This window comes from Actinospongiicola halichondriae (assembly GCF_049103745.1).
Classification (GTDB): domain Bacteria; phylum Actinomycetota; class Acidimicrobiia; order Acidimicrobiales; family Salinilacustritrichaceae; genus Salinilacustrithrix; species Salinilacustrithrix halichondriae.
In genome coordinates, this window is the sequence record NZ_CP171622.1 from 2494923 (window position 1) to 2507551 (window position 12629).

12 protein-coding genes and 1 pseudogene are annotated in these 12629 nt (G+C 68.8%); 6 read left to right on the forward strand and 7 right to left on the reverse strand.

The features are described 5' to 3' along the window. The 3 genes and pseudogenes from prfB to secA form a co-directional block, all read right to left on the reverse strand. The gene (gene prfB, locus AB8619_RS12340; protein ID WP_436792933.1) at positions 1-1119 is read right to left on the reverse strand and encodes a peptide chain release factor 2; all 1119 of its coding nucleotides are present in this window, start codon (positions 1117-1119) and stop codon (positions 1-3) included. A 75-nt stretch (positions 1120-1194) separates the two neighbouring features. Further along, positions 1195-1560 carry an SEC-C metal-binding domain-containing protein gene (locus AB8619_RS12345; RefSeq protein WP_436796380.1) on the reverse strand — a complete coding sequence of 122 codons (366 nt, stop codon included), beginning with the start codon at positions 1558-1560 and terminating at the stop codon, positions 1195-1197. Next, positions 1545-3969 (reverse strand): annotated as a pseudogene (gene secA, locus AB8619_RS12350) (preprotein translocase subunit SecA); the annotation flags it as partial. The pseudogene secA and the gene AB8619_RS12345, both read right to left, overlap by 16 nt. Before the next feature lie 96 nt (positions 3970-4065). Between secA and AB8619_RS12355 the strand changes: the two are divergent. Both AB8619_RS12355 and AB8619_RS12360 read left to right on the forward strand, forming a co-directional pair. Further along, positions 4066-4794 carry a hypothetical protein gene (locus AB8619_RS12355; protein ID WP_436792934.1) on the forward strand — a complete coding sequence of 243 codons (729 nt, stop codon included), beginning with the start codon at positions 4066-4068 and terminating at the stop codon, positions 4792-4794. Next, a complete protein-coding gene (locus AB8619_RS12360) occupies positions 4776-6656 on the forward strand; it encodes an acyltransferase family protein (RefSeq protein WP_436792935.1) in 1881 nt (626 codons plus the stop codon). The genes AB8619_RS12355 and AB8619_RS12360 overlap by 19 nt, the downstream gene beginning before the upstream one ends. 11 nt (positions 6657-6667) lie before the next feature. Here the strand turns inward: AB8619_RS12360 and AB8619_RS12365 are convergent, their stop codons facing one another. Both AB8619_RS12365 and AB8619_RS12370 read right to left on the reverse strand, forming a co-directional pair. Beyond that, positions 6668-7318: a response regulator gene (locus AB8619_RS12365; RefSeq protein WP_436796381.1), complete on the reverse strand. Its 651-nt coding sequence runs from the start codon at positions 7316-7318 to the stop codon at positions 6668-6670. Positions 7319-7437: 119 nt separating this feature from the next. Beyond that, entirely contained in the window at positions 7438-7917 is a 480-nt protein-coding gene (locus tag AB8619_RS12370) for a ComF family protein (protein ID WP_436792936.1), read from the reverse strand. A gap of 187 nt (positions 7918-8104) precedes the next feature. On the opposite strand from AB8619_RS12370, the gene AB8619_RS12375 reads away from it, so the two are divergent. From AB8619_RS12375 to AB8619_RS12390, 4 genes are read left to right on the forward strand one after another with little or no spacing between them, the layout of a single operon-like run. Further along, on the forward strand, positions 8105-8644 hold the full coding sequence (locus AB8619_RS12375) for a SigE family RNA polymerase sigma factor (protein ID WP_436796382.1): 540 nt from the start codon (positions 8105-8107) through the stop codon (positions 8642-8644). Next, positions 8641-9543 carry a Gmad2 immunoglobulin-like domain-containing protein gene (locus tag AB8619_RS12380; protein ID WP_436792937.1) on the forward strand — a complete coding sequence of 301 codons (903 nt, stop codon included), beginning with the start codon at positions 8641-8643 and terminating at the stop codon, positions 9541-9543. The genes AB8619_RS12375 and AB8619_RS12380 overlap by 4 nt, the downstream gene beginning before the upstream one ends. 20 nt (positions 9544-9563) lie before the next feature. Next, positions 9564-10187, forward strand: coding sequence for a YczE/YyaS/YitT family protein (locus AB8619_RS12385; RefSeq protein ID WP_436792938.1), 624 nt, complete (start codon positions 9564-9566; stop codon positions 10185-10187). Further along, positions 10184-11245 carry a threonine aldolase family protein gene (locus tag AB8619_RS12390; protein ID WP_436792939.1) on the forward strand — a complete coding sequence of 354 codons (1062 nt, stop codon included), beginning with the start codon at positions 10184-10186 and terminating at the stop codon, positions 11243-11245. The genes AB8619_RS12385 and AB8619_RS12390 overlap by 4 nt, the downstream gene beginning before the upstream one ends. A 10-nt stretch (positions 11246-11255) precedes the next feature. Here the strand turns inward: AB8619_RS12390 and AB8619_RS12395 are convergent, their stop codons facing one another. Beyond that, a complete protein-coding gene (locus tag AB8619_RS12395; protein ID WP_436792940.1) occupies positions 11256-12056 on the reverse strand; it encodes an SDR family NAD(P)-dependent oxidoreductase in 801 nt (266 codons plus the stop codon). Next, on the reverse strand, positions 12053-12604 hold the full coding sequence (locus AB8619_RS12400) for a carboxymuconolactone decarboxylase family protein (RefSeq protein ID WP_436792941.1): 552 nt from the start codon (positions 12602-12604) through the stop codon (positions 12053-12055). Before AB8619_RS12400 ends, AB8619_RS12395 begins: the two co-directional genes overlap by 4 nt. Between the last annotated feature and the right edge of the window lie 25 nt (positions 12605-12629).

Sequence of the window (12629 nt, forward strand, 5' to 3'; positions counted from 1 at the left end):
CTACGACTCGTCGCCGAGCTCCTGGGTCCGCTGCCAGCCGAGGTACGCCTCCATGAACGGGTCGAGGTCGCCGTCGAGGACGGTGTCGACCTGACCGACCTCGAACTCGGACCGCAGGTCCTTGACCATCTGGTACGGCTGGAGAACGTAGGAACGGATCTGCGAACCGAAGCCGACCGATCGCTGCTCGCCCCGGATCGAGTCGAGTTCGTCCTGGCGCTTCTGGCGCTCGAGGTCGGCGAGCTTGGCCTTGAGCATGGTCATGCAGCGGTCCTTGTTCTGGTGCTGCGACCGCTCGTTCTGGCACGACACGACGATGCCGGTGGGGAGATGGGTGATCCGGACGGCGGAGTCGGTGACGTTGACGTGCTGGCCGCCGGCACCGGACGACCGGTAGACGTCGACGCGCAGATCCTTCTCGTCGATCTCGACGTCGGTCTCGGCGTCGTCGAGCAGCGGCACGACCTCGAGGGCCGCGAACGCCGTCTGACGCTTGCCCTGCGAGTTGAACGGGCTGATCCGCACCAGACGGTGCACCCCATGCTCCGAGCGCAACCAGCCGTACGCGTAGCGGCCCTTCACGATGAACGTCGCCGACGAGATCCCGGCCTCGGTTCCCTCGGTGACCGCCTCGATCTCGGTGTCGAAGCCGTGACCCTCGGCCCACCGCAGGTACATCCGCAGCAGCATGTTCGCCCAGTCGGACGCATCGGCGCCGCCCTCACCGGAGTGCAGCTCGCAGATCGCGTCGCGCTCGTCGTACTCCCCCGAGAACAGCGACCGGAGTTCGATGCGGTCGAGCGCCGTCCCGATGGAGACGATCGACTCCGCCACCTCGGGCTCGAGCGAGTCGTCGCCCTCCTCGCGACCCATCTCGGCCAGCGTCTCGGCGTCCTCGACCTGGGCGATCAGGCTGTCGTAGGCGCCGAGGTCCTCGGTGACCGCCGAGAGCTCGGCATTGACCTGCTTGGCCCGCTCCTGGTCGTCCCAGAGGTCCGGCCGACCGGCCTCGGTCTCGAGCTGGGGTCGGCGCGCGCGGAGCTCGTCGATGCGCAGGTAGGTCTGCGCCTCGTCGAGGCGGCGGCGGAGCTCGCGGAGGTCGTCGGAGAAGTCGCGCATGGAAGCAGGCAGCCTAGGCCCACCCCAGAAAATTCCGTTGCTCGCTCACACCTGGTGTGAGTCAGGAACGAGATCTCAGCTCTTTCCGTGGCAGAGCTTGAACTTCTTGCCGCTGCCGCAGGGGCAGGGAGCGTTGCGAGGGGTCTTGTCCCAGTCCGACTTCACGACCGGCGTGTTGGACGCCGGCGCCGACTCCTCGACCGGCTTGGGCGGCGCACCCTCGGCCGATGCCAGCGACCCGAGGTCCCGGCCTCCGCCCGACGGGTCGGACGGCCCCGACGTCTTCATGTCGGCGACGGCCGGCTCCTCGTCCCCGGACAGCTTGAAGGCGGTGCCGACCGCGGGAGCGGCGGTCTGCTGCTCCTCGGGTTCCTTGACCTGCACGTGCATGACGTAGCGGACGAGGTCGCGCTCGATGCGGGCGACCATGCCCTCGAACATCTCGTAGCCCTCGCGCTGCCACTCGACGAGCGGATCGCGCTGGCCCATCGCGCGGAGGTTGATTCCCTCGCGCAGGTAGTCCATCTCCTGGAGGTGCTCGCGCCAGGCGGTGTCGATGATGCGCAGCATCACCTGACGCTCGACCTGACGCATGACGTCTTCGCCGAGCTCGACCTCGCGATTCTCGTAGCGGGTCAGCGCCTCGTCGACCAGGATCTCGTACACCTGGTCCGACGTGTCCGCCCCACCGAGCTGTTCCTCGGTGATCTCGCTCGGCCAGTACTCGCCGACGGCGGCGACGAGACCTTCGAGGTCCCACTCCTCGCTGAAGTCGGCCACGCAATAGGTGGCGACGAGCGACTCGACCGCCTCGGGGAGGTACTTCTCGACGATCTTGGCCCGGAGGTCGGTCTTGTCGAGGATCTGGTCGCGCAGTTCGTAGATGACCTTGCGCTGCTCGTTGAGGACCTCGTCGTACTTCAGGACGTTCTTGCGGATCTCGGCGTTCTTCTGCTCGACCGTCTGCTGCGCACGCTCGATGGCCTTGGTGACCATCTTGGCCTCGAGTGGGACATCGTCGGGCAGGGCCTTGCCCATCACCCAGTTGACCGCCCCCGTCGCGAACAGACGCATGAGGTCGTCCTCGAGCGACAGGTAGAAGCGGCTCTCGCCGGGATCACCCTGACGGCCCGAACGGCCACGGAGCTGGTCGTCGATACGACGCGAGTCGTGCCGCTCGGTGCCGAGCACGTAGAGGCCACCGAGCTCGAGGACCTTCTTGCCCTCGGCCTTGGTCTCGGTCTCGTACCGGGCGAGGAGCTTCTCGTAGCGGGACTGGTCCTCGGGCTCGAGCGCATCGGGGTCGAGACCCTCGTTGCGGAGGTCCTGCTTGGCGAGGAGCTCCGGGTTGCCGCCGAGGAGGATGTCGACACCTCGGCCGGCCATGTTGGTGGCCACGGTCACGGTGTGGAGCCGGCCGGCCTGGGCGACGATGTCGGCCTCACGGAACTGCCGGTCGGGCTTGGCGTTGAGCACCTGGTGCTTGATGCCGCGCTTGTCGAGCACGCGGGACACGACCTCGGAGGTCGCGACCGATGCCGTACCGACGAGGACCGGCTGACCGGTCTCGTAGCGGGCCTCGACATCGTCGGCCACGGACTCGAACTTGCCGTCGAGCGTCTTGTAGATGAGGTCGCCCTGGTCGACACGGACCAACGGGAGGTTCGTCGGGATCGGGACGACCTGCAGGTCGTAGGTGCCCGCGAGTTCGGCGGCCTCCGACGTGGCCGTGCCGGTCATGCCCGCCAACTTGTCGTACATCCGGAAGTAGTTCTGGAGGGTGACCGTCGCGAGGGTCTGGTTCTCCTCCTTGATGTTCACGCCTTCCTTGGCCTCCACCGCCTGGTGCAGACCCTCGGACCAACGACGCCCGTCGAGCACGCGGCCCGTGAACTCGTCGACGATCTTCACCTCGCCGTCGACGACGATGTAGTCCTTGTCACGGTGGAAGAGCTCCTTGGCACGGAGCGCCACCTGGAACTGGTGGACGAGGTTCTGCGCGACGCCGTCGTAGAGGTTCTCGACACCGAGGTCGGCCTCGACCTTCTCGATGCCCTCCTCGGTCGGGACGACGATCTTCTTCTCCTCGTCGACCTCGTAGTGCTCGTCACGTCGGAGCCCCCGGACGATCGACGAGAAGCGGTAGTAGAGCTTGGCGGCGTCGGCAGCGCGGCCGGAGATGATCAGCGGCGTGCGGGCCTCGTCGATGAGGATCGAGTCGACCTCGTCGACGATGGCGAAGTTGAAGCCACGCTGCACCTGCCGCTCACGGCTCAGGGCCATGTTGTCGCGGAGGTAGTCGAAGCCGAACTCGTTGTTGATGCCGTACGTGATGTCGGCGGCGTACTGCGCTCGCTTGAAGTCGGCGTCGCGGTTGCCGGGCACGATGAGCCCGACGGTGAGGCCGAGCCACTCGAACAGACGCCCCATCCACTCGGACTGGAACGTCGCCAAGTACTCGTTGACCGTGATGATGTGGGTGCCCTTGCCCCCGAGCCCGTTGAGGTACAACGGCAGGGTCGAGGTCAGGGTCTTGCCCTCACCGGTCTTCATCTCGGCGACCCACCCGAAGTGCAGTGCCGCTCCGCCCATCATCTGGACGTCGAAGTGACGCTGGCCGAGCACCCGCTTCGCTGCTTCGCGGGTGACCGCGAATGCCTCGAGCATGATGTCGTCGAGTTCCTCGCCGTTGTCGAGTCGCTGCCGGAACGCAGGGGTCTGCGCCTTCAGCTCGTCGTCACTCATGGGCGCGTACACGGCCTCGAGTGCGTTGATTTCGGGGACGAGGCCTTGCAGCGCCCGGAGACGCTTGCCTTCGCCGGTTTTGAGGACGCGATCGAGGATGCCCATGCGGCTCCGGAGTGTATCGGTGGCCCCGATCGCTCCCCATCCAGCCCCGACGCGAGCTGCCCGGGGCATCTCCGAGACCGTCGCTAGCCTGAGCCGGTGTCCATCGTGCACCGATTCGCGCGTTGTCTGGTCGCGGGCGGACTCCTCGTCGCTGGCTGCTCCGCGACCCCGGTCGCCGTGGAGCGCGAGTCGACGACGTCGACATCGACGACCGCCCCCATCGCTCCCCCACCGACGGCTGGCGAGTTGCGGGCGCGGGTCCGTGGCATCGGCACCGACCCCTCTCCCGACGACGTGCTGCTCGTCGGCGACTCGGTGATGGTCCTGGTCACCGACGACATCGCCACCCACCTGTCGTCCGAACTCCACATCGACGCCGCCGACTGCCGACGGATCGACCAGGCCATCGAAGGGCCCTGCGGAGGGGTCCCCGCGGGCACGGTCGTCGCCGACGGCGTCGAGGCGCTCGCCGACCAGGCAGCGAGCCTTGCCGCGGAGGGCATCTTCCCCGAGGTCGCCGTCGTGATCCTGGCCAACAACTCCTCGGTGTCGGCAGCAGACCTCGACGACGCCATGGCAGCGATCCCGGGGATCGACCGCGTGTGGTGGGTGACCACCCGCATCGTCGGGTTCGGGCGCCAGGACCCCAACAACCGAGAACTCGAGGCGCTCGCACGACGGGACGCCCGTGCCCGTGTCATCGACTGGTTCCTGGCCAGCGAGGGCCAGGACTGGCTCGCCGACAACGTCCACCCGAACGACGCCGGCCAGCGAGCGCTCGGCCGACTGATCGCCTATCACGTCGCGTGCGACTGCATCCCGTGACCACGACCGAGGAGACCACCGGATTCACCTCCGTCCTCGACGACCTGACGCCGCGTTGGTCGACGCGTCGCCCGCTGCGGTATCTGCCCGGACTCGACGGGATCCGTGCCGTCTCGGTGGCAGCCGTCGTCGCCTACCACCTCGACTACAGCTGGGCGACCGGCGGCTACCTGGGCGTCGAGGTGTTCTTCGTCCTGTCCGGCTTCCTCATCACCCGACTCCTGCTCGACGAGGAATGGCGGACCGGTACCGTCAGCCGCCCCGCGTTCTGGCTGCGGCGAGCCCGCCGACTCCTTCCCGCCGTGGTCGCACTCGTCATCGGGGTGTGGGTGTGGACCGTGGTCGTGCTCTCGGCCACCGAGGCGGCACGTTTCCGCGGCGACGCGTTCGCCAGCCTGCTCTACGTCCAGAACTGGCATGCGATCCTCGCCGACCAGCCGTACTTCGAGGCGTTCGGGAGGCCGTCGCCGCTGCGCCATCTGTGGTCATTGGCGATCGAGGAGCAGTTCTACCTGCTCTGGCCCCTGGTGCTGCCGGTGTCGTTGAAGCGGTTCGGGCGTCGGCCGACCGCGGCGCTCATCGGGGTCGCCGTCGTCGCCTCGCTGTGGGCGATGCAGATCACGGCCGACATCGCCGCTCCCGAGCGCGCATACTTCGGCACCGACACCCGAGCGTTCGGGATCCTGCTCGGTGGCGTGCTCGCGTTCGCGTGGACGCCAGAACGGCTCCGTGCCGGCATCTCCGTGCCCGCTCGGCGGATGGTCGACGCCGTGGGCCTCGCGGCGTTGGCAGCGCTGGTGTGGCAGTTCTCGGGTCGCAGCGAGTTCGACCCATGGACCTACCCGTGGGGATTCCTGTGGGTCGACGTCTGCACCATCGCACTCCTGCTGTCTGCGACCCACCCGGCGTCGACGACCCGCAGACTCCTCGGGTCGCGCGCGCTCACCGCGATCGGGCGGCGCTCGTACTCGCTGTACCTGTGGCACTGGCCGGTCATCGTGTTCACCCGGCCGGATGTCGACTGGGGCCTCACGGGGGCTTCGGCGCTCGTCGTCCGTCTGGGGCTCATCGTCGCCCTGTCGGAGCTCTCGTACCGCTGCATCGAGCAGCCCTTCCGCGACGGACGGGTCCAGGATCTGGCCCGTCGTCTGCAGGCGCGCATCGGTGTCGCTCCCGCGCGACGCGTGGGCCTGGCCGGCGCAGCGCTCGCCTCCGTCGCCGTCGTCGCGCTCCTGGCCGCGCCGACGCCGTCGCGGGAGATCGCCACCTCGCGCGCCCCGCTGGCCACCACCACCACGACGACGACCACCCTCGCGCCGTCGACCACCGAGGAGCCCGAGGTGACCGCGCCCCCGACCACCGAGGCCGAGACCTCGTCCGCGACGTTGCCCGCCGACGGCGGACCGCTGACGATCATCGGTGAATCGGTCACGCTCGGCGCCGTCGACCGCCTCCTCGGTCACTACGGCGACCGACTGCACATCGATGCCGTGAAGGGTCGACGGGCGAGCGAGAGCATCGCGTTCCTCCAGCAACTCGCCGCCGACGACCGACTCCGACCGACGGTCGTGCTCCACATCGGGAACAACGGTGCGATCAGCTCGGACTCGTTCAACGCGGCCTACGACGCCGTCGGGCCCGACCGAAACCTCGTCCTCGTCCGGATCCGGGTGCCCCGGCGTTGGGAGGAACAGGTCAACGGGGAGATCGACCGACTCGCGGCCGAACACGACAACGTGATCGTCGCCGACTGGAACCACATCGCGAACACCGAGCCCGGCCTGCTCACCGACGACGGCGTGCATCTCAGCAGCGCCGGCATCGACCGCTACACCGAGATGTTGGCTGCCATCTACCCCTGACGGGGCGGGTGTCAGGTGCCGGGGATGTCGAGGAGCTTCTCGCGCACGGCGTACATGACGGCCTCCATGCGCGTGTGCAGGTGCAGCTTCTCGAGGATGTTCCGGACGTGGTTCTTGACCGTGTTCTCCGAGATGTACAACTCGCCGGCGATCTCACGGTTCGACATGCCCTGGGCGACGAGCCGCAGGACCTCGAGCTCGCGCTCGGTGAGTCGAGGCGTCGGCACCGACGTCCGCTCGTCGGCGCGCTTGGCGAGGTTGGTGAACTCGGTCAGGAGCTTCGACGCCATCGACGGGCTGATGAGGCTCTGGCCGGAGACGACGGCTCGGACGGCCGAGGCCACCTCCTCGATCGAGATCTCCTTCAGGAGGTACCCGGTCGCACCGGCCTTGATGGCCTCGTAGAGGTCGCTCTCCTCGTCACTCACCGTGAGCATCAGGATCTTGGCCGACGGCGCCTGTTCGGCGATCAGGCGCGTGGCCTCGATCCCGTCGATTTCGGGCATACGGACGTCCATGAGCACCACGTCGGGGACGATGTCGGCCACACGGGCCACGGCATCGCGTCCGTCCTCGGCCTCACCGACCACCTCGATGTCGTCCTCGGCCTCGAGGACCATGATCAGGCCACGCCGAAAAAGGGCGTGATCGTCACAGATCATCACCCTGATGCGCTCTTGTTCCGACTCCGTAGCGTTCTCGCTCACCCTGTTGCCCTCCGATGACACCGTCAACCGAGGCTACCGGTTGCCACCTCATCGGGCGTGATCCACCCGCCCGATCAGGGGGTCCGGGCCACGGTCATGAAGGCGACGGAGGACGCGCCGATCTCGCGGAGCGCGGTCGCAGCCGCTCGGATCGTGGCGCCCGTGGTGCACACGTCGTCGAGCACCAGGAGCGGACGATCCACGGTTCGGACGGCCTTGGTGGTCACCCGGAACTCGACGTTCCGGTCACGCTCCGCGCGCGTTCTGCCGGTCTGGGCCGCGCCCGGCGAACGCCGCAGAACGGACACCGCCGGGGCACCCAGACGCCGCGCCACCGCACGCGCGAGGAGTTCGGACTGGTCGAATCCCCGTGTCCTGCGTCGCGATCCGCTGGTGGGCAACCAGGTGCACACCACGGGTTCGTCGTGCTCGACGAGGTCGGCCAGCGCGTCGGCGAGCGGGGTGACCAGTCGTCGCCCGTCCCGGAACTTGAGTGCCTGGACGACGGTCGCTCCCACGCCCTCGTACGAGAACAACGCTGGGACCCGTCCCACGCCGCGCACGCGGGTGGACGGCGGTGGCGACAACCGACGACGACACGACGAGCAGAGCGGCTCACCCGGCCGTCCGCAGACCAGACAACAACGCCGGAACAGGGGCATGGGTCGACCGTACGGACCACCTCCGACAGGAACGAGCGTGTCAACCGATCCCCACCGACGAGCGTCTGACGGCATGATGATGGCCACGATGGCGATTCGATCGGACGGTACGGACGGACCCGGGCTCGACCCGTGGCTCGTCGACCTGTACCGGACCGAGTACCGCCGACTGGTCCGCCTCGCCACGATGTTGGTCGACGAGGTCGGGCTGGCCGAGGAACTCGTGCAGGACGCCTTCGTCGCCGTGGCCGGCGCACGCGAACGCCAGGCATTGCGCGATCCGTCGGCGGCGGCGGCCTACCTGCGCACGGCCGTCGCCAATCGCGCCCGCTCCCAGTTGCGCAAGCGCCGCGTGCGTCGCCGCCACCTCCGCAGTGTCGAATCGCCCCCGAGTGCCCCGGCAGCCGACGGACCGGTGCTCGCGGCCGACGACTCGCAGCGGATGTTGCAGGCGCTCGAGCGCCTCCCCGAACGACAGCGACAAGTGCTCGTGCTGCGCTACTACGGCGACCTGTCCGAGGCGGAGATCGCCTCGGCGCTCGGCATCAGCGCGGGCACCGTCAAGACCCACGCGCATCGCGGGCTCGCAGCGCTCGAGGAGCAGATGACGCAGCCATGACCGACGACCACACCACCAACAACCCGGACACCGCGTCTCGCCTGCGCGAGGCGCTCGCCGCACATGCCGAGACCATCGAGCCGTCGTCCGACGGCCTGGACCGAATCGAGAGACGACTCATGACCACTCCCACGCAGACCAACAGCCGCCGTTGGCTGATCGCCGGCGGCTCCGTCGCTGCCGCACTCCTCGCCGCAGTCGTCGTGTTCGTCGCCACCGACGACGACGACACCGGCGTCGCGACCGACACCAGCACGACGACCACGACCGAGGAGGCCACCACGACCTCGTCGACGACGGCCGAGACGACGACGTCGACGACCGAAGCACCCTTCGTCAGCGACGTCGATCCCTACGGCGTCGCCTACCCCAGCCCGTTGCACAGCCAACGGTTCGACTCGCCGGAGACCGCGGGAGCGTCGTACGCCACCGAGGTCCTCGGCTTCACCGAGCTCGTGGTCGTGGAGTACCGCGAGGGCGACAGCCGATCAGGAGAGGTGGTCATCAGCGATCGGGCGAACGGGCCCGAGACCATCGTGCTCGTCCGGCTGATGGAGGACGACACCTGGTACGTGCTCGGCTCGCAGACCGACGACATCGCCGTCGACACGCCGACCGCGGGCGACGAGCTCTCGTCCCCGTTCGACACCACGGGTTCGGCGCTCGCGTTCGAAGGCACGGTGGACGTCATCGTGCGAACCCAGGACGACCCCGAGCCGATCGGCGAGGGCTTCGTGACCGGGAGCGGCACGCCACCGGCCGGTCCGTTCACCGGCGAGATCGAGTTCACCGCGCCGACCGAGGACACGCCCGGCATCGTCGTCTACCGGATCCTGTCGGCAGAGGACGGTCACGTCACCCAGGCGACGTCGTTCCCAATCCACCTGCTCGGGAGCTGACCCGTCGGTAGCGTCGTCGCGTGCTCCCCCGCCCGCGCCTGGCGCGACTGACCCGCTGCTTCGTCGGCCTCGTGATGCTCGGGGTCGGCCTCGGCCTCACCGTGGCCGGCGACATCGGCCTGTCGCCCTGGGACGTGCTCCACCAGGGACTCTCCGAGCGCTTCGACATCAGCATCGGCACCGCCAGCATCGGCGTCGGGGTCGTCGTCCTCCTGGGCTGGGTCCCGTTGCGCGAACGACCCGGCCTGGGGACGGTGATGAACGTCTTCGTCATCGGCATCGCCCTCGACCTCACCCTGCTCGTCGTCGACACACCCGATGCGCTCTGGGCCAGAGTCGCGTACCTCCTCTTCGGCGTGTGGCTCTGGGGACCGGGCTCGGGTCTCTACATCGGATCGGGTCTCGGGCCCGGCCCGCGCGACGGCCTGATGACGGGCCTCGCCCGACGCGGACTCCGGGTGGGGCCGGTTCGTTCGGGGATCGAACTGTCGGCTCTCGCCCTCGGATTCGTGCTCGGCGGCACGGTCGGCGTCGGCACGATCGTCTTCGCGCTCGGCGTGGGACCCAACGTCGCCTGGTGGCTCCCCCGACTCACCATGGACGAGCCCGAGCCCCGGCCGACGCGTGCCAACCTGCACTCGTGAGCATCAACCTCTTCTCGGACACCCAGACCCGTCCCACCGACGCGATGCGAGCGGCGATGGCCGCAGCCGAGGTCGGCGACGAGCAGCGCAAGGCCGACCCCACGGTCAACGAACTCCAGCACCGGATGGCCGACCTGCTGGGCAAGGAACGCGCGATCTTCTTCCCCACCGGCACCATGTGCAACCTGGTCGCCATCGCCGCGCACACCTCGCCCGGCGACTCGATCGTCCTCGAACACTCCGGCCACGTCCTCCGCTCCGAGACCTCGGGCGCCGCCGCGGTGAGCGGGTGCGTCATCGAGACCATCCGGGGCGAGCGCGGCACCTTCACCGTCGAGCAGCTCACCGAGGTGATGACTCCGGGGAATCAGTACGTACCCCCCACACGATTGGTGTGCCTCGAACAGACCCACAACTTCGCCGGTGGCACGGTCTGGCCGCTCGACCAGTACACCGCCGTGGCCGACGCTGCTCACGCGGCCGGCGTGGCCGTGCACACCGACGGCGCCCGACTGATGAACGCCGTCGTCGCCTCCGGCGTCTCCGCCGCCGAGTGGGCCGCTCCCGTCGACACCATCTGGGTCGACTTCACCAAGGGCCTCGGTGCTCCGACCGGCGCGGTCCTGGCCGGCCCCGACGACGTGATGGAGAAGGCCTGGCTCCTCAAGCATCGCTTCGGGGGCGCCATGCGCCAGGCCGGCATCGTCGCAGCCGGATGCCTCCATGCTCTCGACCATCACGTCGAACGACTCGCCGACGACCACGCCCACGCTCGACGCCTCGCCGACGAACTGACGGCGATCGGGTTCGCGGTGACACCACCCGACACCAACCTCGTCTTCGTCGATCCCACTCCCCTGGGGCTGACGGCCGAGACGTTCGCGTCGGCGATGGCCGCACGTAACATCGAGATCAGCACGATCGGTGCGCGCAACCGTCTCTGCACCCACCTCGACGTGACCTCCGACGACGTCGACGCCGCCATCGCCGCCGCCCGCTCCGTCCTGGCCGAGGGCCCCACGGACGGCCTCAGCGCCGCGCCGCCGCCCTACACCTGATCTGCTCCGACTATCCGATGCGGGCGGCCTGCCCGCCGTCGACCGGCAGCACCACACCGGTGATGAACTGCGCCTCGTCCGAGGCCAGGAAGAGCGCTGCGTTGGCGACGTCCCAGGCGGTGCCCTGGCGCTGGCGCAACGGGACCTGCTCGGCGCGTCGGTCCGCGACCTCGGCCCGGTCGACGCCCAGTGCGCCAGCGAGGACGTCGACGGCCATCGGCGTGTCCATCAGTCCAGGCATGATCGCGTTCGCACGGATGCCGTGCTTGGCGTTGCCGTTGGCGACCGACTGCGTGAGGGCGTTGACCCCCGCCTTGGACGTCTTGTAGGCGAGCATGTTGGTCGACGCCACGGCCGCCAGCGACGAGATGTTGACGATCGCACCGGAACCCTGCGCTCGCATCACCGGAAGCGCGTGCTTGCAGGTGAGGTACATGCCCTTGAGGTTCACGTCCTGGATCCGATCCCACACCTCCTCGTCGAGGCTCACCGGACCGCCGTCGCGGCCACCGATGCCGACGTTGTTCACGAGCACGTCGAGGCGACCGAAGGTCTCGACCGCCGCGTCGACCATCGCCTTGCAGTCGTCGCCGCTCGTGACGTCGCCGCCGAGCGCCACCGCCACGTGGCCGTCGGCGGCGAGCTGGGCGACGGTCTCCTCCGCCCGTTCGACGACCCGGTCCACCACGACCACCGAGGCACCCTCCTGGGCGAAGCGAACGCAGATCGCCCGGCCGTTCCCGATCGTCTCGCCCGGCGTCTGCCCGCCGCCCACGACGAGGGCGACCATGCCGTCCAGACGTCCACTCATGCCGGGAACCCCGGCAGCCCCTCGTCGAGTTCGACGCCGAGGCTGTTGAGCGCCATCGAGACGAGGGTGTACTGCCCGGCCGTGAACACGATGTCGAGCAGTTGCTCGGTGTTCCACGTCTCCCGCAACGCCGACCAAGTCTCGTCGCTGATGCACTGGTCGTCGTGGAGTTCGTCCGCGGCCACCACCAGCGCTCGATCGGCGTCGCTCCAGTCGTGAGCCGACACGTCACCCGTCAGCGCTCGGATCTCCTCGGCCGTCAGCCCGACTCGCTCACCGATGACGGTGTGCTGGCCGAACTCGTACTCGGCGCCGCAACGCCACCCGATGCGCAGGATGACGATCTCGCGTTCGCGCTCCGGGAGGGTCGACTTGGCCAACACGTGGTTGCCGAACACCATCCAGCGCTTGAGCAGCTTCGGGTGATGGGCCAGCGTGCGGAAGATGTTGAACGAGCCCGGGGGGACGATCCCCTTGGTCTCGTCGTCGAGGCTCGACGGGTCCAGTGGCTCGAGCCGGGGCGCGGAAGGGCGGGGTCGGTGCGACATCGCCGCACCATAACCCCGCCCTTCT

Coding starts and splice junctions, on each gene's coding strand:
- prfB (WP_436792933.1), bottom strand. CDS start 1,119: ATGCGCGACTTCTCCGACGACCTCCGCGAGCTCCGCCGCCGCCTCGAC.
- AB8619_RS12345 (WP_436796380.1), bottom strand. CDS start 1,560: ATGTTCGAGGGCATGGTCGCCCGCATCGAGCGCGACCTCGTCCGCTAC.
- AB8619_RS12365 (WP_436796381.1), bottom strand. CDS start 7,318: ATGATCTGTGACGATCACGCCCTTTTTCGGCGTGGCCTGATCATGGTC.
- AB8619_RS12375 (WP_436796382.1), top strand. CDS start 8,105: ATGGCCACGATGGCGATTCGATCGGACGGTACGGACGGACCCGGGCTC.
- AB8619_RS12380 (WP_436792937.1), top strand. CDS start 8,641: ATGACCGACGACCACACCACCAACAACCCGGACACCGCGTCTCGCCTG.
- AB8619_RS12395 (WP_436792940.1), bottom strand. CDS start 12,056: ATGAGTGGACGTCTGGACGGCATGGTCGCCCTCGTCGTGGGCGGCGGG.
- AB8619_RS12400 (WP_436792941.1), bottom strand. CDS start 12,604: ATGTCGCACCGACCCCGCCCTTCCGCGCCCCGGCTCGAGCCACTGGAC.